The following is a 25,409-nucleotide window of genomic DNA, read 5'->3' on the forward strand; positions in this document are numbered from 1 at the left end:
CTTACATCCTCCTATAACTCGGGTCTTTGGTTGACAAAGTCATGGTTCTTTTCAAAATTATCTGCCACTTGATAAATCCGCGCTTCGTCAAGGGCCTTGCCCATTAATTGTAAACCAATTGGCAGATTATTTTGGTCGAAACCAGCTGGAATCGAAATACTTGGAATCCCCACTAAGTTCACCGGTACTGTCAACAAGTCCGCTAGGTACATTTCAATTGGATCTTGGGTACGGGTACCAATCTTAAAGGCTGTAGTCGTTGTTACCGGCCCCATAATTAAATGATAATTCTCAAATACTTGATTAAATTCGTCCTTTATCATGGTTCTGACTTGAGCAGCCTTCTTGAAATATTCATCATAGGCCCCTGAACTTAAGGAGTAAGTCCCCATCATAATCCGGCGCTTAACTTCAGCCCCAAATCCTTCTGAACGAGTCTTGAAATAGACTTCTTCTAAGTTGCTGGCTTCTGGTGACCGATAACCATAACGAATTCCGTCGAAACGTTGCAGATTTGAAGAAGCTTCTGCAGAAGCAATAATATAATACACATTGATGCCATATTTTGAATGAGGCAGGGATACTTCTTCAACAATCGCTCCTTGAGATGCAAAATAAGCGGCCGCTTCTTCCATGGCTTGACGGATTTCAGCTTGAATCTTATCCGACTTAAATTCTTTAGGAAAAGCAATCCGTAGACCCTTGATTGATTGACCGATGAATTTGCTGTAATCAGTATCTATAGCTTCTAGACTGGTCCCATCTTGGTCATCATGACCCGCAATAACAGATAATAATTTGGCATTATCTTCTACAGTTAGCGTCATTGGCCCAATTTGATCTAGACTAGAGGCAAAAGCAATCGCTCCATACCGTGAAACTGCTCCATAAGTTGGCTTCATGCCAACAATCCCATTGTAAGCGGCCGGACAGCGGACACTTCCCCCAGTATCGGTTCCTAAAGAAGCTGGTACTTGACGACAAGCGACCGTGGCACCTGAACCTCCAGAAGAACCTCCGGGTACGTAATCTAGATTCCATGGATTGTGGGTCGTTCCGAAATAAGACGTTTCAGTCGAAGCTCCCATCGCAAATTCATCCAAATTTACTTTACCAATTATTATCGCTCCGGCTTCTTTAAGCTTACGAATGACCGTCGCATCATAGACAGGTACGAAGTCTTCTAGCATTTTGCTCGCAGCTGTCGTTCGTAAATCCTTCGTCAGAATATTATCTTTAATCGCAATTGGAACACCATTGAGGGCAACACTTGAATCTTGGTAACCTCTCTGATCCGCTTCTTTGGCAGCCTTCAAGGCTTCTTCTTTATTAAGACTGATAAAGGCATTGAGTTGTTGATCAGTGGCATCGATATAGTCGAAAAGATGTTCCACAAGTTCAACACTGGTAAATTGTCCTGCTTTTAAACCAATTTGAATTTCTTTGATCGTTGTTGGAAATTCCTTCATTAAGCTTCCTCACTCTCTATAATGACTGGAACTCGAATAAAGCCGTCTTCACTGTCGGGCGCATTGGCTAACATCGCCTCAGGCAAGTCGCTAGGAACGGCTTGGTCTTCGCGAAAGACGTTCTTCTTCTGATTACCATGGAAGGTCGGCTCGATCCCCTCGGTATCAATGACCTGTAATTCTTGAACCAAAGCCATAATACGACCAATTTCATCGGTATAGCTTTCCAGTTCATCCTCGGCAATCACTAATTTGGCTAATCCAGCTAATCTTTGAATATCTTCTTGATTTAACATCTGCTTCTCCTTTACCTATTAATGAAATACATGGCTTTGTATTTGATTCTTATCGGCAGACCGGCTAATAAAGGCTTGAATCCCATCTACCGATTCAATCCGAATTTCTAAGTCAATGTTCTCTGGCAATTCATCTTGGACCACGTCGCTAACATGCTGAGCCAGAGCGGCGACTTGAGTATTTTGATAGAATTGAGTCACAATCTCAATATCTAAACTTTTGAGCGTATCATCGACATATAAAGCTTGACCGCTAATGCCATTCAGATTTGGAAAGAAATCTAAGACACGATTCCTAAAGCTATCAAAATAAGTATAGCGTTCAGATTGTTGTTCAGGATCCAAAATCGGTAGTAGCACCCGATATTCATTATGCTCGGTCCAATCAGCTACCGCATTCCCTTCGCGAGAGATACCATCGAGAATAAAGGTACCCCCTACCACATCACTATTCGGGGCATCACGATATAGACCCACTAGAATGGGGATTGAACGTAATTCTTCAGTGTTACGCAAACGACCCACAATGATATTCGCATATTGTTTACCGCGCTCGCGCATTTCACCCATTGAAATTTCTTGTTCATGAACCACGCCCTGATCATCGGTGTATGAATAGGTTGAATTCATAGCTAATCCAATGACGATGCCACTTAAAGCAAACCCATCCTCAGTCTCAACCATAATATTCTTCTCTAGTATTTGATTCAAAAAGAGGGGCGTAGTTTGATTATCGACGGACACTTGATTGTTATCACCGGACTCGGTCGATTCTTCTAACGTCGTTTCTTCCGAAGTCATTTCTGTCATGGTTGTTTCTTCTTCAGAAGTGGTCGTCTCTTCCCCTTCAGCCAAGGCCGGATTCAAGCCTTCGGGATTATCTTCCGATTCACGACCTAGCCAAGCGGTCAAGGTTTCTGAGTCAATTAATTGGCCTTCTTGCAAATAATATTGGTCTGGTGGAAAGACTGATTTACTAATCCGCATCAATCCTTCTTCGAAAGCCTTGGCATTACCGACAGAGGCCGGTGTATTAGTTGAAGAAGCGGAAGCCCCTAATTGATATTTACCATCGATAATGACCGCACGGTATAGGTCGGCCGCTAATTGATGGTTGGTCGTATTTACCGTCGCTTGGTTTGGTTTAACCTCAGCTTGATCATCTTTGGGCCCCACATTTTCAATACATCCTGTCAGACTGGCTAGGCAGGCTAGCAGGGAAATCCCTTGTATATATCGCTTATTCATTCGCATCTACCTCATTTAATTTCTCTAATAATTCTGCTTCATTGATTACTGGCACCCCTAAATCTTGAGCCTTCGTCAATTTGCTCCCAGTCTTCTCGCCGGCGACTAAAAGGTCGGTCTGTTTGGATACACTACTGGTCACATTGGCTCCCAGTTGACTTAATAAATCTTTAATCTCATTTCGGGTATATGTTGATAAACTTCCTGTGACGACTACGGTTTTGTCTTGCCAATATGACGATCCTTGAGCGATTTGATTTTCGTCTTTGTCACGGCTCAGCTTCAAGCCTGTAGCTTCTAGTCGCTTGAGTAGATTGAGTGATTCTTCATTCTCCATATAGGCACGGATTGAATGGCTAATCATCGGACCAATACCTTCAATTTGACTAATTTCTTCGGCACTGGCCGCTTGTAAGGCATCCATACTCATGAAATGGTCGGCTAATAATCGAGCGGCTTTAGCCCCAACATGACGAATTCCTAAGCCAAAAATTAACTTAGCTAAGTCTTGATTCTTACTGGCTTGAATTGATTGGTAATAATTTTCGGCTGATTTCTCCTTGGTTTGAGGCAGTTTGAGGAAATCTGCTACTTCTAAATCATATAAGTCAGCCACATCGTGAATCAATTCTTGCTCTAACAATTTTCCAACGACCTTCTCGCCAATACCGACAATATTCATGGCATCTCGGGAAGTGAAATGAGAAATCTGAGCCAATTGTTGTGCCGGGCAAGCTAGATTGATACACCGTAAGGCGACCTCTTCATCCAACCGGACCAATTTACTTTGACAAACTGGACAATGGTCAGGAATGGATAAAGGCTCAGAGTCCTCTGGACGTTGATCCACTAAAACACTCACGACTTCGGGAATAATATCGCCTGCTTTCTGCAGTATCACTCGGTCATGCAAGCGAATATCTAAATTCTTAATATAGTCCACATTATGTAAGCTAGCGCGTTGAACTTTGGTACCAGCCAATTGCACAGGAGACATGACCGCCGTTGGCGTCACCACGCCCGTTCGACCTACGGTCCATTCGACCTCAAGGACCTCTGTTTCAGCTTGTTCTGCCTTAAATTTATAAGCAATCGCCCAGCGTGGGGCTTTGACGGTAAAGCCTAAGCGATCTTGATCCTCAAAGCGGTTCACTTTGATCACCGCACCATCAATTTCATAATCCAAACTTTGACGTTGTTGTTCAATTTGCTGTAGAAACTCAATGACTTCTTCCTTGGTCTGACACAATTTGCGGAAAGGATTGGTTCTAAGACCAATTTTCTCCAATTCTTCGAAGAGTTCCGCCTGCGAACTAGGCTGAAAGTCCTCGCCAATCACTGCACTGTATAAGAAAAGATTTAGTTTACGTTGAGCCGTAACCTTAGGGTCGATTTGGCGCAAAGCTCCAGCAGCGGCATTCCGTGGATTGGCTAATGGAACCTGGCCAGACTCTTCCCGGCCCTGATTTAACTCGAGAAAGACGGCTTTAGGCATATAGGCCTCGCCACGGACAATTAAATTGATTGGCGTTTGTAAGCGCAGAGGCATCGATTTGATGGTTCTTAAGTTCTGGCTGATATCTTCGCCGACGGTTCCATCTCCCCGTGTGGCTCCATTAACAAATTGACCACCCTCATAAGTTAAGGAGATGGCCAAACCATCAATTTTACATTCCACCATAAACTCAACCTGATGACCTAATTGTTGAATCACCCGATCCAAGAAATTGGCCACTTCCTCAGCTGAAAAAGCGTTATTTAAACTATACATCGGTACTTGATGTCTAACTTTATTAAAGCCTGATAGCAATTGATCGCCGACACGCTGAGTCGGAGAATCCTGGCGAATCAAGTCAGGATAAGCCTTTTCTAAGCTTTCTAACTCACGGTAGAGCATATCATAATCATAATCGGTGACGGTAGGTTCATCTAAAACATAGTATTGATAAGCATATTGATTGAGCAAGTCAATAAGTTCATCGATTCGTTTCTGAGCCTCTTGTTGGTTTGAATTTGGCACCTTTCAACCTCCGTTCTATGTCTTGTCTAGTATAACATTAAATAGTTAAACTGTAATCGAAAAGCGGTCTTTTTCCTTTGAGGGTCGCTCAATTATACAAACCTTTATTCAGTAGCTTTTCTTGCACAGATTAAGCTTGGCGAGTCAATCATTTCTAATCTCTTATTGATCGACTTTTTTAATCGGAGCGAACTTGGCTAGGACTTGTTTGTCTCCTTGACTGGCAAAGGAAATCGTCAGCAGTTGGTCGCCACCGGATTCAACAACTTGCTTGACTTGACCTAAGCCCCAAGCCCGATGATCAACTTGGTCACCAACTTGCCAGTGCACATCGTTATCGGTCACTTGACTTTGAGTGCGGGCCCGCTTATTTCCAGAACTTGTTCGAGGGTTAAGAATCACCCGGCGGGCACTTTGTCGGGCCTGATTGTCTCGTTCATCAGGCATCTTCCAGCGTTCGACAAAGTTGGTCTGTGATTTTTGTAAATACTGGTCGTCAATTTCATCGACGAAGCGACTGGGCAGATTTTGTTGGTAGCGACCATATAAGAGCCGGGACCGAGAAGCGGTTAGATACAAGACTAGTTCGGCGCGGGTCATCCCCACATAGGCTAATCGGCGCTCTTCTTCAAGTTCTTCTTCACTTTCAAGCGCTCGCCTCAGTGGAAAAAGACCCTCCTCTAAGCCGACAATAAAGACATAAGGAAATTCTAAGCCCTTGGCCGCATGCATGGTCATCAAAGTGACTTGGTCAGCTGTTTCAACATCGTCCTGATCGGTTGCTAACGAAAGATCCGCTAAGAAACGGGTTAACTTTGGTCGAGCCTGGTTGGCATCCTGATTTTCGCCATTAACTTTAAAATCAGGATCACTTTCCTCTAAATCACTAAAAGCTTCATCAAATTGCTTGGTCACCGATTCGAATTCTTCTAAGTTCTCTAGTCGATTCTGAGCTTCGAGCGTTCCTTCTGTTCTTAAAGACTCAATATAATCGCTCTGTTGCCAGACTTGATCGACCAACTCACTCATGGTTAGAAATTCAGCCTGCTGTCTTAAGCGCAAAACCATCGCTTGAAAACGTTGTAACTTAGTAATGGTTCTTGCTGGTAGATTGGAATGATTCAGCTCGCTTATTGCCTGAAATAAGCTGAGATTGATTGATTGGGCAAATTCGGCTAATTTATCAATCGTAGCTTGACCAATCCCCCGCTTAGGCACATTAATAATTCGGTTGAAGGAAAGATTATCTACTTCGTTATCAATTAAGCGTAGATATGCTAGAGTATCTTGAATTTCTTTACGCGCGTAGAATTTAAGACCTCCAATAATTCGATAAGGTAAGTTGGCCTTAAGAAGTTGTTCTTCCAAGCTCCGTGATTGGGCCTGAGTCCGATAAAGAATAGCAACATCCTGATTAGCCAGTCCCTTATCTTCTTTTAACTGATAAATTTGTTGAATAACATAACGCGCCTCATCAATATCTGTTTCGGCCATATGGAAGTGGACTTTCGGACCTTCAGGATTATCTGACCATAATTTCTTAGGTTTACGATGCACATTGTTGGCAATCACAGAGTTAGCTGCATTTAGGATATTTTGCGTAGAGCGATAATTTTGCTCTAAGAGGATGACTTTAGCATCAGGATAATCCTCTTCAAAGTTGAGAATATTCTCCATGTTAGCGCCCCGCCATCCATAAATACTTTGATCAGCATCGCCCACTACACAGACATTCCGAAGCAAACCAGTGAGTAAGTGAATCAATTGATACTGACTATGGTTGGTATCCTGATATTCGTCAACGTGGATATAATGAAATTTCTGTTGATAGAATTCACGAACATCCTCATGTTCAGTTAAAAGCTTAACCGTCAGCATAATCAAATCATTGAAATCCATCGCATTGCTCTGAAAGAGTTGACTTTGATATTGCTTATAAACAGTGGCTTGAATATCGCCGAAATAACCCACAACTGTCTCAGCATAAGCATTCGGCTCTAACCCCTCATTCTTAGCCTCATCGATCGCTGCTAAGAAATTCTTATAGTTAAATCGTTGGCTGTCCAGATTCAAACGCTTCATAATTTGTTTCATCAATGTTTGCTGCTCACTACTATCAATAATTGAAAAATTCGTTTGATAGCCTAAGCGATGGCCTTCTCGACGCAGAATTCGAGCACACATGGCGTGGAAAGTAGCCACCCAAATCGATTCGGCTTGCGGCCCGACTAAGTGTTGGATCCGGCTTTTCATCTCGTTGGCCGCTTTATTAGTAAAGGTAATCGCCAATATATTCCAAGGGTTGACCGCTTCTTGTTCAATTAAGTAAGCGATGCGATGGGTCAACACGCGTGTCTTGCCCGATCCGGCCCCAGCCGCTATCAACAAAGGACCTTGGGTGGTTAGGACGGCTTCTTTCTGTTTGGCATTCAACCGGTCAATACTTTGCATTAATGCCGTTGTCACGATATATTCCTCCTAAAATAATAAAACGATGTACCCTTTGTACACCGTTTAAAGTGATGACTCTGCTAATAGATTGGTAATTTCAACTTGTCTTTGACAGCTCTCTAGTGAATCCCCAGTAACCACGACTTGGCCTAACAAATTTGGACTAGCCGACAAGTAGGAATTAAATAAGGCAAACCCCCAGTCGGTTCTCAACATATATTGAGTCATGACTGACTCTTTGTTCAAGGCTTCTAATGGGTATGAGATGGCTGCCGGATGTTGAATCCTTAATTTTGGTAAAGGTAAGCCAACATAGGCTCGGATGGTCGCTTCAAAATGCGACACCGACATTGAGCCAATGGTGAACATGGCTTCACTGGAAAGACCGATGCTAGCTCCATTGAGATAAATCACGCCTGCCGCAGTAACCAAGAAGGTCAGCGTCAAAGAGCCAATCAAATGAAGATCGTCAGCCAATTGATGGGCTATTCGAAACATCTCTTGAGTAATATATTCATCCACTTGAGCTGGATAGCGAACTTGTTCTCCCGAAGCAAAACCTTGGTTGACAATCTCAAAGATTGGATAGATTAAAATTTCTCCCCGTTCATTACGGACGGCTGTGAGCGATACTCGTTTTTCAGTAGGAATCCAAGATTCAAGGATACATGACCCCCGCTGTAATTTTTCTTCAGCTTGTGGATAATCCTCAGTAGAATAGAGGAAGACGTGTTCCTTGGCATCTTGCAAGTGGCGTTGACTCGATTTCAGCACAGCTGGGAAGCCAATATATTCAATGGCTTCTTTAATATCTGTTAACGAGGTCACTAAGGAGAAAGGCGCAACCAGAATACGATGGGCATCTAGATAGGCTTTCTCGATAAGTCGGTCGGTCGTAATCGCCCGCAAATCTTCCGACAAGGTTAAGTCCGTCTGTTGGGCCAATATATTAAATTGTTGGTTAGTTAATAACCCTTTTTCGACGACGACTAAGTCTACCCGACTGGCAAAATATTCTAAGGTTTCTTGATCAAGGGTATTGACGACCACCTGCCATGAGGCAAATTGACGAATCGGATTATCTTCATGAATGACTAAGTTTCCTACACGATAGCCCAATCTTCCTGCTTCTTGTGCTAATATAGCCGAGGAAATCGATTCTCCAATAATTCCAATGGTTTCCCCGGGATAATGTCTCTGCGCCATCGTGTCACCTCCATTAATATCTTTATTATTTTAGCATATCTAATCCTTTTTGTAAGGATATCTTAATGAATTTATTGACTCTACTTTGAATTATTAGGGACTAGTCTGATCATATTGATCAAGTTGCCAAGTTTCAATCATATCAATTAACTTCTGGGCATAATCAGGATCGGTTGCATAGCCCGCCTCAGCCAAGCCCTGAGCTTGACTCTGATAATCTTTGCCCACTTTGACTGCCTGATAATAATTGGGATCCCAGGTTGTACCATAATAGATTAATTCAGCATGGGCTCGCATCGAACTAGCCCAATCTGGATAGACTTTGAAGCGATCCTCCATCTCAGTCATTTCGCCATCAATGAATTCTAAAGTGGGTAAATCCACCCCTGCTGGATCAGAAGCTTCCGTCTTTACCCCATATAGATTATGATATTGGGCTGATAACTGACTTTCGCCAAAATTAGATTCCAAAGCGGCTTGGGCCATGGAGATACTGGCGAGTATCCCGTATTCTTTCTGCAAAGTTTGGGCGATTGGAGCAATTTCTTCAATAAAATTTGCCTGTTGTTGATAGGTTATCATCTGTGGATCTTGATTTTGACCCGGGCTAAAATTTATCCATTTAAAAACCAGCACAAGAAAGAGACCCAGCAGAACAAATAAAAAAATAGTCAAACAGCCGATTTTTTGGAGAAATTTCGGCTTAAATTTTTTCCATTTTTTTATCAGCGGATGTTGTCTGGGTCTTTTCTTAATGGTTTTACGTTTATAAGTTTTTGCCTTTTTTGTCGGCATCGGCATCACTCTTAATCTTTGTCTTTTAGTTTTTCACTTTCATCATCGAACCATTGGAGTAAGCGGATCTCATCATGACCAATTTGTTGTTGAATGACTCCAGGCAAACGATACTCAATAATATCATTATAACCCCAGAAATTGTAATCAGCAATCACCCGCAGAATGACCATGTTGGAACGGCGTAGACTGTCTTCTTCATTCTCTTCGGTTTGAGCCCATTCGACCCGAGCATTGCCATGATTCATCCAAGTCTTGCCAATTTGATATTTCAAGAAATGGTATTCGCTGACCGGGTCAATCATCCCAGGCATAATTTCTGAATTGCGGACGACTTTTTGTACGAGCATCCATTCATAATCGGTAAAGAGGGTTGAGAGAATTTGAACGTTCTCATATTTTAGCCCTTGTTCGCCCTTCTTCCAGCGGTCCCAGGACTGAGGCGAGATGCCCAACTTTTCCGTATAAAAAGCTTTCTCACTGATATACTTTTCGTTAATCGCCCGAACGACAATATCAATTAAAGATTTATTCATATTCATCACCTTTTACGTGTATTTTTAATTAATTATACACCCTGAAAGTGTATGATGCAAAAAGAAACCGGCACGAAGCCGGATTCTTTGTAGTCACAGAATTAATTTCCTGAAGTATATTGATAACTTTGAGTGGCTTCATTCCAGAACCAGGTGACTGGAATCGGATTCCCTGCTTCATCTGTAATGACAGGTAAGGAGACATTGCCTCGACCTTCCACATATTGCTCAGAGTATTGTGGCGTTGGCTCAGCGGTCACGGCCGGTTCTTCACCAATAATTTCAACCTGAGCATTCTGACTTGTCGCCTCAGTTTGTTCCGTACTTTCTTCGCTTGTGGTCTCTTCTTCGGTTGAAGTGACTTCACCCGTAGTTAATAGTTTCATACTATCTTGCACGGCTTGGCGAATACTATCTACACTGGCTTCAGCATCTTCCATTTCTGAAGCGAGAATGACTAAGACATAAGTTTTATCTTCTCCTTCAAGGATCGCTGAATAATATTGTTGTTTACTATTATCATCAACGGAAGTAATCTCATAACGACGACGGACGTCAGTTAGGTTCTCTTCTGGATACTTGCGTGAGATTGGCGTTTGAAGCAAGGCTTCTTTCAATTGTTGGTCAGTTGTCTCATTGATTAATTGATCTTGTGCCAGCTTTTCTAGCAATAGCACAATGTCCTTGACATTGGTCACAGCACCTTGGATACTTCCAGTCTCATCGCTGGCCAACTTATTGGTCACTTTCGTTCCAAAGTAATTTGATTCATTTAACCAAAGATTGAAGTCATTAGGACCCCCCGTCGCTTGAATCAGGTGATTCATCGCGGTCACATCTTGTTGCTGAACGACCAAGCGAACAAGCGATTCTACTGAATATTCACTTTCAGGTTCAGCTTGGGCAAATTCACCTTGATCGCCTTCGGCAATCAGTTGTTCATTTAATGGAATTGTTTGGTCCATGGTCAAGCTATCTTGGTCGACGGCTTGATACACTCGTTCAAGAATAAACCAAGCAATCATCGCATCAGCATCCACTGATTGACTATCGTAGACAAGAGCCCCGTCTTGATCTGAACCGACTTCTTTAATCATCGCAGAAACTTTTTGGTTGGTGCCGGCTACTTGGTCATAGATTTCATTAAACTGATCGAGTTGAGCTTGATCCAAATTGTTCTTAGGTAACTTATAGCTTAGACTTTCTTTGAAATTCAAATCCTTGGCTTCAATCACTAAATTTTGTTCTTGGTTACCATTCGATAAGACATCTGCACTTGGATCATTGAAAGAGATGGTCAGGCGATTGCCTTCTTTAATTAAAGAATATTCATCTTCAATCACTTTTTCTTGACCATTGCTCATCAATTTAAAACTAAAAGTATCGCGACTAATCTTATCCACCGGTCCCTCGAGGTCTAAATTCACTTGCACAATCGGGAACTTATCTAGATTGACCTGGCTATCTTTCAATACCAGATCGGCCGCCTCACTTTGACTGGCTTCACTTGTCGCTTCTTGACCAGCCTGGGTCGTCGCTTCTTCTGCTGATTGAGAAGCCGCTTCTTCACTTGTTTCAGATTCTTTGGTTGGGGCTTGGGCAACTTGAGGTGACCCATTAAAGAATTGTTCAGCGCGTTTAAATAATTGAGGTCCAAACATAAATGCCAAAAACACCAGTAAGACCATCAGTAAGAGTTTGAACAGCCCCCAAATAAATTTACCGACGCCAGAGGCTTTCTTACGAGGTGTCTTAGGTACGATGGTAACTTCTTCAAATTCTCTTGTTTTAGGACTTTCTTCAAGGGGGGTAGTCTCTTGACTTTCAATCTTATCATCGCTACCAAATACATAACCACAATGGGCGCATTGATGTTTACTCCGGACTTTACGTCCACAATTTGGACACTGCATACAAAAAACCTCCTGTATTTTCCTCGATATATTCCTCTTTATTGTAGCATATTCACTTGACTTTTGTCAGTTAGAAATGGTCTATTCTACCGCCTTCAAGGCCTCAACCATATCAATATGTCGAATCTTTCGATGCATAACGGCCATGACAATCGCTGAGAACAGAATCGTAAGTAAGAATGAATAAAGATAACTTAGTAGATGGACTCGTGGGTAGAAGAGCACATCATTGAGCTGCATCGTCTTCATTATAAAATGAGTCAAACCATAGCCCATGGCCATACCCAGACCAGATCCTAAGAGGGTCAAGACCAATATTTCATCATAAATATACAGACTGACTTCGTGACTATAAAACCCTAAGACCTTAATCGTCGCTAACTCTTTCATCCGTTCCTGGATATTGATGTTGGTAAGATTATAAAGGACGACAAAAGCCAAGCCAGCTGCAGAGACGATCAGGACGACCGTAATTAAATCCAGACTCCCCAAGGAACTTTCAATGCCAGATGCTAAATCCGAAATTTCAAAGACGGTCAGAACGGTCTCTTCGTTCATTAAAGCTTCTTTAACTTGACGATGATTTTGACTACGATAATCCAAATAAAAGGCATTCACTACCGGTTCTTCTAACATGTATTTGCGATAATCATCCGCCGTCATATACATATAATGACCAATGTAATTCTCTGTAACCGCCTTGACCGGAATTTCTTGTTGGAGGTTACCGTAACTAATAGGTAGCCGTCCTCGTTCCTGACTCTTGACAAATTCTTCTAATCGTTCACTGATATAAATTTGACCTGGTTTCAAAGCAAGTTGTTGATCCGGAGTTTGCCGACGGTGAAGATGAACTAGTTGGTTAAAGCTGGTTAAATCCTGATCCAGCGGAACAATCAAATTAATCTCTTGATTGCTAATCTGATCGAGGCGACTTTGGATAGTGGCTTGATAAATTGGCACGTAGTTATTTATTTCTTGATTTTGCTTTAATTTATCTTCTATTTGCTGAACTTCTTCAGCTTCGGCTCCTTCATCCAAGATAACAATCGCATCAAAAGTCTGAATTTGCTTAAACTGCTGATCGATAATCCCCGAAATGGTATTGGAAATACCAAATCCAGTCACAATTAACATGGTACAACCCGCCACCCCTAAGAGCGTCATGGCATTGCGTCCCTTGTAGCGAATCAAATTACGCACGGTCATCTTGCTCTTAAAGGATAAAGCGCGCCAAATTAGTGAAATTCGCTCTAAGAGAATTTTCTTCCCTGATCTTGGGGCTGGGGGCCTCAATAGTGAAGCTGGCGTCTCTTTAAGTAATTGTTTGGGTGAAGCAATGGCTGGGATTAGTCCTGTCGCTAAGGCAATCGCCGACACGGCCAAAATCCAGCCCATTGAATAGACAATGACGGGTTGATCGAACAGAAACATGATATTGTAAGCTTTGAGAATGACATTAGGAAAAATTGCATAACCACTAGCTAGACCAATCAACGTTCCTAAAAGGGTAGCTAATCCAGCATAGATAACAAACTTCTTCAAAATGTCCAGATCAGCAAATCCTAGTTGTTTCAAGGTTCCCATGAAATTTCGCTGTTCAGTGGTCATCCGCTTCACGGTAGTAAAGCTAACCAGTACCGCAATGAATAAAAAAAACATAGGGAAAATATTAGAAATCACATTGAGTTGATTGGCATTGTCACGGACACTCAAATAGACAGAGTCTTCTTGACTCAGTTTAATTAAAAACTCTGGTGTTAACAATTTTCGTAAGTCTTCACGGGCTGATTCTAGCGCCTGCTGGCCAGATTCAATCTGAGCTAGGGCTTCAGGATAAGTTGAAGCGAATTCCTTTGATGCAGATTGATAGGCATTTTGACCAGACTGATAGTCTCTTTCGGCCGCCGAAAGTTGCTGGCGCCCCTCTGCTAAAGAAGCTTGACCCGCTTCTATTTGAGCCTGGGCGTCCACCAGTTGTTGCCAAGCTACTGCCAATTGATCATAACCTGCAGCTAAGGCGTTCCGCCCACTCTCTAATTGCAAGCGACCTGCTTCCAATTCCCGGCTGGCGCTCTCAAGCACGCTGGGTGATAATTGCTGATAGGAAGCAATTTCTTGCCAAGCTGAGGCTAATTCCTGGCTAGCCTGGTCGAGCTGTTCTTTCTGGCTATAATATTCTTGCCAGCTACTCTCTAGTGCATCTTTCCCTTGGATGAAATCCTGAATTCGACTTTGCCAAGTTTGGTACAAGTCACTTTGACGGATGGATTCAATTTGGACTTGATCGAGTTGCTCTAATAAACTAGCCAATTGATTCGCCAACGCTTGAGAATTATTCTCTTGAATTTGACTCTCTTCTAAAGCTGCATAAGCCTCTAATATTTCTTGATCAAGCGCCTGTAATTCAGCCATCATCTGATCCAATGTAGCTTGGTCGATTGCTGAGTCAGCTTCTTCGCCTGATCCGGTTTCATCTTGATTCCCTGCTTGACTTAACAAGAATTCAATTTGATCGGCTAACTGGGCCCGTTCTGCTTCTAACTTAGCTAAATCAGTCGAAGCGTTAGGCAAATCGGTGGTCGAATTATCGGCTTGTTCCGATTGCAAGGTTTCAATTTGGCGTTTGATTTGATCAATGAGGCCAGGATAATCATTGACTAAAGATTCCAACTCGGCAAGATTGTCAATGCCAGCAGGTAAGAGGTCTTTAAGTTGAGCCTCAATGGCTGAGCGAGCCGACTCATAAGTCGCTTGACCAAATTCTAGCTGTTGGCGACCAGATTCTAGTGCCGCTAAACCAGATTCTAGTTCAGTCTGATGCTGAGTCAGATTAGCAATTATCTCGGCAAGACCACCATTTAATAAACTCTCGGCCAATTGATATTGGCCGAGTCCTTCTTGATATGAAGCTTCATAGCCATTCAAAACCTGTTCTTGTTTGGCTATTTCTTGAGCACCCTGATGATATTCTTGATAGCCTTGTTGATAGGCCTGCCAACCCTGGTCAATTCTTGCTTGACCGGCTTGTAAATCGGCTCGACCCTGTTGAATTGCCAAACTAGCCGAATGCAAATCACTTCCTTGCTGTCTTAAAGCCTCTTCGCCACTTTCCAGTTCTGATGAAGCTTGTTCAAGTTCGGCTTCTTGCTTGGCTAACTCTTCTTCAGCCTCCTGGGTCAACTGACTCAACTTGGCCTCACCTCGACCATCGAGTGCTTTATTGATTGCTTCTTTGTCTTGTTTAAGTCGATCTTCCCAGCTGCTTTCATAAGCTTTTTGATTACTTAAATAACGATCCCAAAAGAAGGCATCCGTATAAATATCCGCTTGAATCGCCTCGGCTGTCGAAAGGGCAAAAATATCAATCGACTCATTACCGCGGTTTGTCCGTTCGAAATAAATGGGACTCTCAACGAAACCAACTACCTTAAAGCGTTCTTGCTTCAAATGGGGTGCCTGGTCGTCTGCGCTCTCTTTCGATTTATTAGTTAAATCAATCCAATCACCTAAATTGACCGTCAGATCTTGATTGTCCTGATAATAATCCAATAATTGACTATCCAAAGCAATTTCATTATCTGCTTGGGGCCATCTTCCTTTGTTGAGTTTAAAGAAATTCTGCTGAGGATCCTTGGCTAAGGGGTAGACCTTGACCGTTAAATCACCTGGCGTCAAATTCACACGAGCCGAACTGATTGGCAACCAATCGACCTCCACTTGGGCCAATAAGTCTAAATCTGCTTGATTAATGCCATAAGTTCCTTGAACTTGACCATGGGGAAGATGATTTTCGCGGAAATACTTCTGACTGGTCGCAATCATCGACGGCCCTGCAGCCTTAATCCCTATAAAAAAGGCAACCCCCAAGGCAATAATCGCCAATATCGATAAAAAGCGGGGAAAGGACAATTTAATCTCCCGCCAGACATCTTTCCATAGCATCTTCTTCCCCTCCTTTCTACTTGAAAATAACACACTACCATTTTATTTCTTCCACACGTTTAGGATGGTCCACCTGCTCAATCTCACTGACTTTACCGTCATTAATCCGAATTACTCGGTGGGCCATTTGGGCAATCGTCGAGTTGTGAGTGATGACCACAACCGTCGTATTAAATTGAGCACCCATTTCCTGCAATAATGCCAACACCTGTTGTCCCGTTTCAAAATCTAAAGCCCCAGTAGGTTCATCAGCCAAGAGTAACTTCGGCTGACTGGCGATGGCTCGGGCAATCGAAACCCGTTGTTGTTCGCCCCCTGATAATTGGGCCGGGAAATTATCCAAACGGTGGCCTAAGCCACATTGTTGAAGCACTTGATCAGCATCTGCACGACTTTTTGAGATTTGAATCGACAGTTCTACATTCTCGCGGGCGGTCAGATTGGGTACTAAATTGTAATTTTGAAAGACAAAACCGATATTTTCACGGCGGAATTTAGTTAACTCTTTATCAGAGTAATCGGAAATATCCTGACCATCGACCCATATTTCGCCCGAAGTTGGATGATCCATCCCGCCTAATAGATTCAGGGTTGTCGATTTACCTGCTCCTGAAGGGCCTAGGATTACGGCAAACTCCCCCTGCTCAATTGTAAAAGAAACTCGGTCATTGGCCTTGGTCACAATATCACCGGTACGATATTCTCTTGTCACATCAATAAATTCAATATAGGCCATACGAACCTCCTAACAAGTCCGATAAAATACTAAGACTTTCAAGTATTGACTTTGCGGATCTTCACTGGTCGGGTAGTCTTCAGGCAGATCAAAGGATTGAATTAATTGACATTTCCCTGGATGCTGATTGGCGACTTCAATCATCTCTTGACGGAAATCGTTACTATCATAGCCACTGTGATTGGTAGAAATGACGGTCATCCCCCCTGGCTTAGTCAGGGTGAATAATTCTTCAGCCAAGCTAGGGTAATCTCGATCAGCTGAGAAAACATATTTTTTAGTGCGGGCGTAAGTTGGTGGGTCGCAAACCACCCAATCGAATTGAAGTTGATGTCTTTTGGCATAACGTAAATAATCAAACACATCCATGATTCGAATTTCATGGTCGCTTTCGGCGAGATTGATACCATTCAAACTAAAATTATCAGTAATCCCTTGACGACTCCGATTCGCCACATCTACAGAAACCGTCTTCTCAATACCGGCTAAAGCAGCCACTAGTGAAAAAGCCCCCGTATAAGCAAATAAATTTAACAAAGACTCGCCTTGAGCCTGTTGGCTAATAAATAAACGCACATCTCGTTGATCGGTAAAAATACCGGTCATCCAGTCCTGACCCAGATAAATCGCAAAAGATACCCCATTTTCTAAAATCATCAAGGGTTGAGGGGCCTGATCGCCCCAAAGATGTTGGATGGCTGCTTCATCGCCAGTCAAATCGAAACGCAGCGTCTGATAACACCCTTTGAAATCATAGGGACTGGCTTGCAAATAATGGTTTAACCATTGACGATAGGCATAGATTCCCCGTGAATACCAATTTATTTGTAAATACCCATCATAATAATCTAGGGTAAAGCCACCTACTCCATCCCCTTCACCATTAAATAGACGAAAAGCATTGGTCTTTTGTAAATCAAAACTTGCAAAACGTTGATCAATGGCTTGGACAAGACAATACTCGAAGAATTCTCGAGTAAAATATTGGTCTGCGCGAGTACTATAAATCCAGGCAAAGCCCTTATGCTGACGACCCACAATCGCCTGGGCTAAAATTTTTCCGTTCGCTTGAGTCAAAGTAATGCGTTGACCCTCTTCCTCATTTTCTATGCCCTGACCGCTTAGGAAATCCTCTTCTGTAATTAATTTATATCCCTGAAGAATCTTTTGACTAGCTTCAGACTTCATTTTGTAAGTTGTCATAACTTTCCCCAATCTCCTATTCGTGTTATAATCGATCCGATGTTACAATTGTAACATCAACATGATTTGAGTACAAGACTCGAGCCCGCTGCTGTGACAATCCTAGCCATTTTGTAAAGGATGTGAACCAATGACAAGTTCGAACAAAAATAATCTAGAACTAAGCAAAGAGTCTTTACGTACCGCTTTGCTACAATTAATGCATGACACTCCACTTCATCAAATTAAGGTCACTCAACTTTGTCAAAAAGCTGGCGTTTCCCGAATGGCATATTATCGCAATTACCCCTCGCTCTTGGCCCTCTATCAAGATATCATCCATAGCTTCTTAGCCGAATTTCTGCAAAATTCCTACCACTATATCCAAGCAGGTCGCTGGCAGGACTTCTGGTTGAAATTCTTTACCTATATCCATCAACATCAGGATCTGGTTCGAATTATTCTAAATCATCAAAGTCAAAGTGAAATTCTCCATTACTTGAACCAATTATTTGTTCCTAAAGACCAAGAAATTAGCCAACAACAGCAATATTATATCCGCGGAATCATCGGCCTGACCTATAATATAATGTTGGCTTGGGTTGAAAGTGATTTTAATTTATTACCCGAGGACCTGGCCCAGCTCTGCCAACAAATGATTCCATCCAGCCTAACTGACCAAGGACTTCATCAGTTTTTTCATCCAAAATCAGATAACCAAGACTCATAATCGATTTTTTAAAAGCAACTGAATATTTAGCAACATTCCTTAGATATCTATGGTGATAGGCCACGTAGAAATCCAAATCATATAAAAAAATACGAATCAGTATGACACGCAAGAAATAGAAGATCCACGCAGCTTACAAGTACTTAACGACTTGTCGCTTAGAACTTGTCTAGTGGTTCTAGTCCGGAAAAGCCTCATGCTTTGAAGGACGGTTACTTGCCTGTCAACTGATTCGTAGATTTTTTGTTCGATGATCATTCATATTTTAAAGCCATTAATTTGAGATTAAATGAATAGCTTAGGGCCTTATTTTTATAGAAGTGTTAGAACCATCGGATTAGCATACTTTACTCTCATCAGTCCCTTGAAGTCTTCGACTTTTAGGGACTGAGTCGTAAAAGTAAGTCTGGAGCTTATAATATAAGCGGAAGACGGTGCCCTGATGGTGCTTACACTTAATAAAAAAGACCTAAGCAAAATATGCTTAGATCTCAAACAGTTTATTGAATTTTATTAATTTTTACTACATTAATTAATCCGTCAGCAAACTCAATTCCTGGTTCAAATCCTCCAGACTTAAGCTATTTAAGTCACTTTCCTCAACGAGTGGTTCAGCCAATGGTTCCACATAAACACTCAACTGATAATTATGCGTTCGATACTTGGCCGTTTCATGATCAAAAATATTTAAATCAAAATCTTCCACCAAACCCACAAAATCCGCCTGATAAGTTAACATGTCAGGATCCACCAAGAAGGTATACTGGGTTAATTTATCAGAAACCGTCTTCGACTGGTATTGATAGATCATGTGGCCCACCTGATCAACCGCCTGAAATTGATTTAGCCGACCATTCAGCTGTAAACCCCAAGAAATAAATGGTCGATGCGCCTGCCATTCGAGACCAGCTTCTACATTTAAATTCTGTCCCGCCACTTCATCCGACAAATAATCTGTTCTTTGGTAAAAAGATACCGTTTGATCAAAATTTAATATTCCATCAGGAATCCCTAAACGTTGACTGCGAATGCCTAGACGTTGATCTTGAATGGCTCGAATCACTTGATAAGGTTTAAAATTTCTAACTTGGTTCAAAGAAGGTAGAAGCTGCAAAGATGGCGTCAATTGACTCACAAGCAAGTCAGAATTTCCTCTGCTCGGAATACTTACAAAAGTCTCTTCCAAGGGGAATGTCTGACCGATTTGCTGAAAGGTCAACCCACTGACAAAACTCGGCTGAATTAACGAATCCAGGGCTAGGTAGTTTCTTTGTAAATCTTGAAAACTTAACAAGTGATAAGTATAAGGTTGTTGAGATGTCTCAGCAAGTGAACTCTCCTGGGTTGCCGGATAGAAATCTAATCTTAGGTCCATCGCCCCATGTTTTTGATCGACTAAAGCCCGGCCATATAATAAGAATTCACCAGTATTTTGATTCTTTAATTGATATTGGACTTGATATTGGTCCAGACGCCGAATTTTGGCCAAAGTTTGTTCAATGGATTTCATTTGCTGGAACTTACTAACCAGCAGCACTTGGCTATGAACTTGAATGGGTTCTATAAAAACAGGACAAAGCATCAATAATGCCAAGCAGAAACCCCTTAATCTCTTTCCCATCATCATCCTCTTTTCTCAAACAATATTGCCATCGCTCTCAGCAAAAACACGAACATTAATCCTGAAAAAATTATTAATATTAGTTATTTTCACTTGCCTCTTTTAAATCGTGGTATACTCAGCCTACAAATTAATCATTGGAGGGAAAATTTTTGGAAAATTTCTTTAAACTAAAGGAAAACAACACTTCCGTTTCCACGGAAATTATGGCTGGGATTACCACATTCTTAGCGATGTCATATATTCTTTTTGTCAACCCTGCTATTCTATCACAAACAGGGATGCCAAGTCAGGCAATCTTTCTGGCAACTTTATTTGCTTCAGCCATTTCGACATTATTTATCGGTTTATTCGCCAATGTTCCTTATGCCTTAGCACCCGGAATGGGACTGAATGCATTCTTTACCTACACCGTCGTATTCAGTTTAGGTTTTACTTGGCAAGAAGCTTTATCCATGGTCTTTATTTGTGGTCTATTTAATATTCTAATCACTGTAACCAAAGTCCGCAAGGAATTAATTCGGGCCATCCCAGAATTCTTACAACATGCGATTTCAGCAGGAATTGGTGTCTTTATTGGCTATATTGGGATTAAAAATGCTGGACTGCTCCAATTTATTTCTGATGCACCGAATATCGTTTCAATCAATGGTGGTCCTGCCGATGCGACTTCTTTCCCGGAAGGTGTTTATACCGTCTTAACTAATTCAGCCATTGTGCCTGAATTGATTAAATTTAATAATCCATCGGTATTCTTAGCACTCTTAGGACTCGCCATCACCGTTATACTAATGATTCGCAATGTTAAAGGTGCTATTCTGATTGGTATTCTATTGACTTCGATTATTGCTATTCCAATGGGCGTGACTGATTTATCCAGTCTAAATATGGCTGAGAATTCGTTGGGTAATGCCTTTGGCGAATTAGGTCAAACCTTCCTCGTGATATTTACCCCAGCTGGTTTACCATCCTTATTCAGTGATTTAACCCGCTTACCGATTGTCTTAATGACCATCTTTGCTTTCTCATTATCCGATATCTTTGACACGATTGGTACCTTTATCGGTACTGGTCTAAAAACAGGTATTTTCACCAGTCAAGATATTCAAGACCTAGAGAATTCAACGGGATTTGATTCTAAGATGGATAAGGCCTTGTTTGGCGATGCGATTGGAACTTTCTTTGGCGCCTTATTAGGAACCTCAAATACAACCACTTATGTTGAGTCTGCTGCTGGAATTGGTGCGGGTGGACGAACAGGATTAACTTCAATCTCCACCGCAGTGATGTTCTTATTAGCGATGTTCCTAGCGCCATTTCTTAGCTTAGTCCCTGCTGCGGCCACTGCCCCAGCCTTGATTATTGTCGGCATCTTGATGTTAGCTTCAATCAAAGAAATTGAATGGGATGACTTCTCGATAGCGGTCCCTTCTTTCTTTACCGCCATCTTTATGGGCTTAGCCTACTCTATCTCAAATGGGATTGCAGCTGGCTTCATTACCTATGGTTTGATTAAATTATGTAAAGGCGAAGCCAAGGATTTACATCCATTAATGTGGATTTCGATTATCCTCTTCCTATTGAATTATGGTATTCTAGCCATTCTATAGGTATTCACTTGCAAGAAGCACATGAGGTGCTTCTTTTTTTATACGATAAATAATAAATTTAACAGCGACAAATAATGATGACAACCCTTCAAGCTAAATAGCGACCTGAGTTGACTAAGAAATCGAACAGAGGAAAGATTAATCTTTGTCGACAGTACTTGCTCGGTAAATTTCCGGCAAGACTAAGAACTTCTTTGAAATTTCCCTGAACATCGGCAGCTTGCGCTGGCAACAAATGTGCTCCTCGCTTAACTATGACTTGGTTAAATTCTTCTTTATTAAATAGGTATTTAGCTAAAGAGAAGGGTTGGGGGATTGCCTGATATAAATCAGCCCAAGTCTCTGCCGATAAATCCCAATAAACCCACTGATCCGGGAAAATTTCTCTCAGAGTCTGTAATCCATCTTGATAATCAGCGGGAGAATGAAACCAATCTGCGAAAGCTTGTCGATCCTCAAGTGGCCAAGGATGGTCTTTCAAAGGATGAATCCTTGCTTCAAGCCAACCGCCTTGCTCTGACCATAATAATTCGCCATAACAACTTCCCTGACTACCGGCCTGAATAATCGCTTGACCGGTAGGAATAATCTGACTATAAGTGAAGTGCTGATGACCACAAATTAAACCCTTCACTGCTGGATAACTTTCTAAGAATTCATGAGCTTGGTCAGCTTGATTCGGGTAGGTCCATAATCGATGTTGTCTCAAATCTTTAATCAAGCCCCCGTGGTAGGCTATTAGAATCAGATCGACCCTCCCTTCCAGTTGGTCAATCAGTCGGCCCACGCTAATCAGTGGGTCTTCGATAAAGACTTCTAAACTATGAGCATGGGGCATGGTTTGCCGACATTCACTATTGAGAACGCCAATCATTGCCACCTTGTATCCACGAATTTCTCGAATGATATAAGCATCAAAGCAAGCTTGACCTGATCGATCAAAGACATTGGCAGCAAGATAAGGCATGTCTATAGCTACTACCTGTGTCTTCAACCAAGCCAGACCATAATCTAAGTCGTGGTTTCCGATGACCATCGCATCAAAAGCCAAATCATTGGCTACATTGACCAAGGGGGAGATTTGATTAGTCTTAGCAAAGTAGCTGGCCAAGGGGCTACCCGTGAAGAAATCACCATTATCAATAAAAATATCGATCCCTGCGCGAAAACTGGGTTTAGCTAATTCATACAAGCCTCGATCAAGGAAGCCATGAATATCAGTGGTCGCCACAATCCTAATCATAATATTTCCCCCTTATTTTAGCTTATGACGTAAGATAGCATTCAAGTAGTCGATCAGTAAGACCACGAAAATAATCGATAAGAGAATAATACTAACTTTGGACCAATCGCGTTGCTGTAAAGCAAAAATAATCGGCGCTCCGATACCGCCCGCCCCCACTAAACCAAGCACAGTAGCACTTCGGACATTAATTTCAAAATGAGTCAAAATATATGTGAAGGTCTTAGCCACAATTTGGGGAAGCTTTGCATATTGAAAAACTTGCCAAGCACTGGCCCCACTCGCTTCAAAAGCTTCAATCGGTTGCCATTCAATTTGATCACAAGCCTCGGCGACTAACTTACCAACCATACCCACCACTTGGATACTTAGGGCCAAAGCTCCGGCAAAGGGGCCAGGACCCACAATTCTAACAAAAAGAATCCCATAGATTAAAGCAGGAATCGCCCTTAAAAAAGCAAAAAATCCTTTAATCACGCTCGATAAACTCTGCAATTTACGACCTGTTATTCGCTTAGAAGCTAAGAGTGCTAAGGGAAAGGCTAAGATCGACCCTAATACTGTTCCAAAAAAAGCAATATTTATCGTCTCAATCATCAAACTCAATAAATCTTCTTGGCTACCATCATAGAGGTAGGTCCACTCAGGTTGCATCAAACCACTTACAATATGCCGTAAATCACGCCAATGTACTAAAGTCATATTAGAAAAATCAATCCGCATGAAAGTTAGGACGAGCACACAGATAAAAATAATCGATAATCCAAATTTTTTCCGAGACATCAGAGCACCTCTTTTCTGAGATAATAACTCAGCCCATCCGTCAGCAACACAATTAACAGAACAACCAAAATAATTAGAGAAACGCGATCATATTTGAAAAAACCTAAATTTGTCTGCAGAACCACCCCTAAACCACCGGCACCCACATAACCCAAAATCGCTGAAGCTCGAATATTCACCTCGAAGGCGTATAGGCAATAAGAATAAATGTCATGCTCGACTTGAGGCCATACCGAATTACAAGCAATTTGCATTCTACTCGCTCCTACCGCCTGATCCGCTTCAAGCGTTTGCGCATCAAGCGTTTCAATACTTCCATAAATCAATTGAGAAACCATCCCAAAAGTAAAGACAGCAATCGTGAGAACTCCCGTAGCTGGTCCAATACCGATAATGGCAACAAATAAGGCTGCTAATAATAAGTTAGGAATGGTCCGAATCACGGCAAAGATTGAGCGAATAATGGCCGACAAAGCTAACAGTTGAGAGACCATCGGTGTTGCGAGGAAGGCTATCGGAATAGCTAATATAGATCCTAGAAACGTTCCCACCACCGCCATGGCTAGCGTATCGATTACTGGGTCAATAAGTTTGGGAAAATAAGCCCAGTCCGGGTTCATAAAAGAGGATAAGAAAAGCTGGAATTGTTGCCGATTATCCAACACCTCCCGCCAATCGGCCGCTAAGTTGTGTTGACTATAATAAAGAATGACTAATAGGCCTAACAAACCTAACAGATGAAGACCTAAACGATCATGGATAGTATCTTTCAATCTCATTTCGAAGCCACTTCCCTTAGCCAGAGACTTTGCCCATAAATTTCTTCCAGGCGCGCATCATCTGCATCCTGAACTGGACCGTCAAATACAATCCGTCCCGATTGCATGCCAATAATACGACTGGCATAGCGACGTGCCAAGTCAATAGAATGGAGGTTAATCACAATGGTTCGACCATATTTCTGATTTAAACGTTGGAAATCTTTCATAACACTCTCAGCAATAACCGGATCGAGCGAAGCCACGGGTTCATCCGCCAAGATAATTTCCGCTTCTTGGACAATAGCCCGAGCGATGGACACTCTTTGTTGTTGGCCTCCTGATAAGTTACGAGATCGTTCCTTTAACTTATCCTCTAAGCCAACTAGTTTTAACGCTTCGATAACCTTTTGATAATCAGTTGAACGATACCAACCCAGTAAAGTCTGTAAGTTATTGTAGTAACCTAGACGACCTGAAATGACATTCTTCTGAACGGTATGACGTTTAATCAATTGAAATTGTTGAAAAATCATACCAATATTACGTCGGATTTCTCTAAGTTCACGACCTCGAGCTTGAGTCAAGGACTGACCATTGATAAAGACTTCCCCATCACTGACTTCAATGAGACGATTTATCGTACGTAACAGCGTACTTTTCCCAGCTCCCGAAGAACCGATTACCGCCACAAATTCGCCTTGGTTAATGGTCAAATTAATCTGGTCCAAACCGCGCACACCATTGGCGTACACCTTGCTTACATGTCTTAATTCTATCATTCTAAGCTCCTTATCCTGATAAATTCACAAAAAAATCTCATTTGACAGACCCTGCCAAATGAGAAACAAAGCTTTGATAAATGAT

19 protein-coding genes are annotated in these 25,409 nt (G+C 42.0%); 2 read left to right on the forward strand and 17 right to left on the reverse strand.

The window, feature by feature from the left end; translation table 11 throughout:
• Positions 1-11: 11 nt before the first annotated feature.
• The 12 genes from gatA to M0R79_RS06555 all read right to left on the reverse strand — a co-directional run bounded on the left by gatA (position 12) and on the right by M0R79_RS06555 (position 17,803).
• A complete protein-coding gene (gene gatA / locus M0R79_RS06500; RefSeq protein ID WP_248415942.1) occupies positions 12-1,469 on the reverse strand; it encodes an Asp-tRNA(Asn)/Glu-tRNA(Gln) amidotransferase subunit GatA in 1,458 nt (485 codons plus the stop codon).
• On the reverse strand, positions 1,469-1,765 hold the full coding sequence (gene gatC / locus M0R79_RS06505) for an Asp-tRNA(Asn)/Glu-tRNA(Gln) amidotransferase subunit GatC (RefSeq protein ID WP_248415941.1): 297 nt from the start codon (positions 1,763-1,765) through the stop codon (positions 1,469-1,471). The genes gatA and gatC overlap by 1 nt, the downstream gene beginning before the upstream one ends.
• A gap of 18 nt (positions 1,766-1,783) precedes the next feature.
• Positions 1,784-3,013 carry a CamS family sex pheromone protein gene (locus M0R79_RS06510; RefSeq protein ID WP_248415940.1) on the reverse strand — a complete coding sequence of 410 codons (1,230 nt, stop codon included), beginning with the start codon at positions 3,011-3,013 and terminating at the stop codon, positions 1,784-1,786.
• Positions 3,006-5,033, reverse strand: coding sequence for an NAD-dependent DNA ligase LigA (ligA, locus tag M0R79_RS06515; RefSeq protein ID WP_248415939.1), 2,028 nt, complete (start codon positions 5,031-5,033; stop codon positions 3,006-3,008). The genes M0R79_RS06510 and ligA overlap by 8 nt, the downstream gene beginning before the upstream one ends.
• A gap of 162 nt (positions 5,034-5,195) precedes the next feature.
• On the reverse strand, positions 5,196-7,484 hold the full coding sequence (pcrA, locus tag M0R79_RS06520) for a DNA helicase PcrA (RefSeq protein ID WP_248417176.1): 2,289 nt from the start codon (positions 7,482-7,484) through the stop codon (positions 5,196-5,198).
• 63 nt (positions 7,485-7,547) lie between these two features.
• Complete coding sequence (locus tag M0R79_RS06525; RefSeq protein ID WP_092570540.1) at positions 7,548-8,690, reverse strand: ATP-grasp domain-containing protein; 1,143 nt, start codon at positions 8,688-8,690, stop codon at positions 7,548-7,550.
• 93 nt (positions 8,691-8,783) lie between these two features.
• Entirely contained in the window at positions 8,784-9,272 is a 489-nt protein-coding gene (locus tag M0R79_RS06530; protein WP_248415938.1) for a glycoside hydrolase family 73 protein, read from the reverse strand.
• 224 nt (positions 9,273-9,496) lie between these two features.
• The gene (locus M0R79_RS06535) at positions 9,497-10,021 is read right to left on the reverse strand and encodes a hypothetical protein (RefSeq protein ID WP_092570544.1); all 525 of its coding nucleotides are present in this window, start codon (positions 10,019-10,021) and stop codon (positions 9,497-9,499) included.
• A gap of 101 nt (positions 10,022-10,122) precedes the next feature.
• Positions 10,123-11,934 carry a serine hydrolase gene (locus M0R79_RS06540; protein WP_092570546.1) on the reverse strand — a complete coding sequence of 604 codons (1,812 nt, stop codon included), beginning with the start codon at positions 11,932-11,934 and terminating at the stop codon, positions 10,123-10,125.
• Between the two features lie 81 nt (positions 11,935-12,015).
• A complete protein-coding gene (locus M0R79_RS06545; RefSeq protein ID WP_248415937.1) occupies positions 12,016-15,879 on the reverse strand; it encodes an FtsX-like permease family protein in 3,864 nt (1,287 codons plus the stop codon).
• 34 nt (positions 15,880-15,913) lie between these two features.
• Complete coding sequence (locus M0R79_RS06550; protein WP_248415936.1) at positions 15,914-16,615, reverse strand: ABC transporter ATP-binding protein; 702 nt, start codon at positions 16,613-16,615, stop codon at positions 15,914-15,916.
• A 9-nt stretch (positions 16,616-16,624) separates the two neighbouring features.
• On the reverse strand, positions 16,625-17,803 hold the full coding sequence (locus M0R79_RS06555; protein WP_259560390.1) for a class I SAM-dependent rRNA methyltransferase: 1,179 nt from the start codon (positions 17,801-17,803) through the stop codon (positions 16,625-16,627).
• Positions 17,804-17,948: 145 nt separating this feature from the next.
• Between M0R79_RS06555 and M0R79_RS06560 the strand changes: the two genes are divergently transcribed.
• Entirely contained in the window at positions 17,949-18,527 is a 579-nt protein-coding gene (locus M0R79_RS06560) for a TetR/AcrR family transcriptional regulator (protein ID WP_248415934.1), read from the forward strand.
• 532 nt (positions 18,528-19,059) lie between these two features.
• On the opposite strand, the gene M0R79_RS06565 is transcribed toward M0R79_RS06560, so the two are convergent.
• Complete coding sequence (locus tag M0R79_RS06565; RefSeq protein WP_248415933.1) at positions 19,060-20,121, reverse strand: hypothetical protein; 1,062 nt, start codon at positions 20,119-20,121, stop codon at positions 19,060-19,062.
• A 179-nt stretch (positions 20,122-20,300) separates the two neighbouring features.
• Between M0R79_RS06565 and M0R79_RS06570 the strand changes: the two genes are divergently transcribed.
• A complete protein-coding gene (locus M0R79_RS06570) occupies positions 20,301-21,758 on the forward strand; it encodes an NCS2 family permease (protein ID WP_200793404.1) in 1,458 nt (485 codons plus the stop codon).
• Positions 21,759-21,846: 88 nt separating this feature from the next.
• On the opposite strand, the gene M0R79_RS06575 is transcribed toward M0R79_RS06570, so the two are convergent.
• The 4 genes from M0R79_RS06575 to phnC are packed head-to-tail and all read right to left on the reverse strand — an operon-like array spanning position 21,847 to position 25,324.
• Positions 21,847-23,001: a metallophosphoesterase gene (locus tag M0R79_RS06575; protein ID WP_248415932.1), complete on the reverse strand. Its 1,155-nt coding sequence runs from the start codon at positions 22,999-23,001 to the stop codon at positions 21,847-21,849.
• Positions 23,002-23,013: 12 nt separating this feature from the next.
• On the reverse strand, positions 23,014-23,784 hold the full coding sequence (phnE, locus tag M0R79_RS06580) for a phosphonate ABC transporter, permease protein PhnE (protein WP_248415931.1): 771 nt from the start codon (positions 23,782-23,784) through the stop codon (positions 23,014-23,016).
• Positions 23,784-24,563 (reverse strand): phosphonate ABC transporter, permease protein PhnE, encoded by a 780-nt coding sequence (phnE, locus tag M0R79_RS06585; RefSeq protein WP_248415930.1) that lies wholly within the window; start codon positions 24,561-24,563, stop codon positions 23,784-23,786. The genes phnE (M0R79_RS06580) and phnE (M0R79_RS06585) overlap by 1 nt, the downstream gene beginning before the upstream one ends.
• Positions 24,560-25,324, reverse strand: coding sequence for a phosphonate ABC transporter ATP-binding protein (gene phnC, locus M0R79_RS06590; protein WP_248415929.1), 765 nt, complete (start codon positions 25,322-25,324; stop codon positions 24,560-24,562). Before phnC ends, phnE (M0R79_RS06585) begins: the two co-directional genes overlap by 4 nt.
• Between the last annotated feature and the right edge of the window lie 85 nt (positions 25,325-25,409).

It is taken from the genome of Ignavigranum ruoffiae, assembly GCF_023195815.2.
Taxonomy (GTDB): Bacteria; Bacillota; Bacilli; order Lactobacillales; family Aerococcaceae; genus Ignavigranum; species Ignavigranum ruoffiae.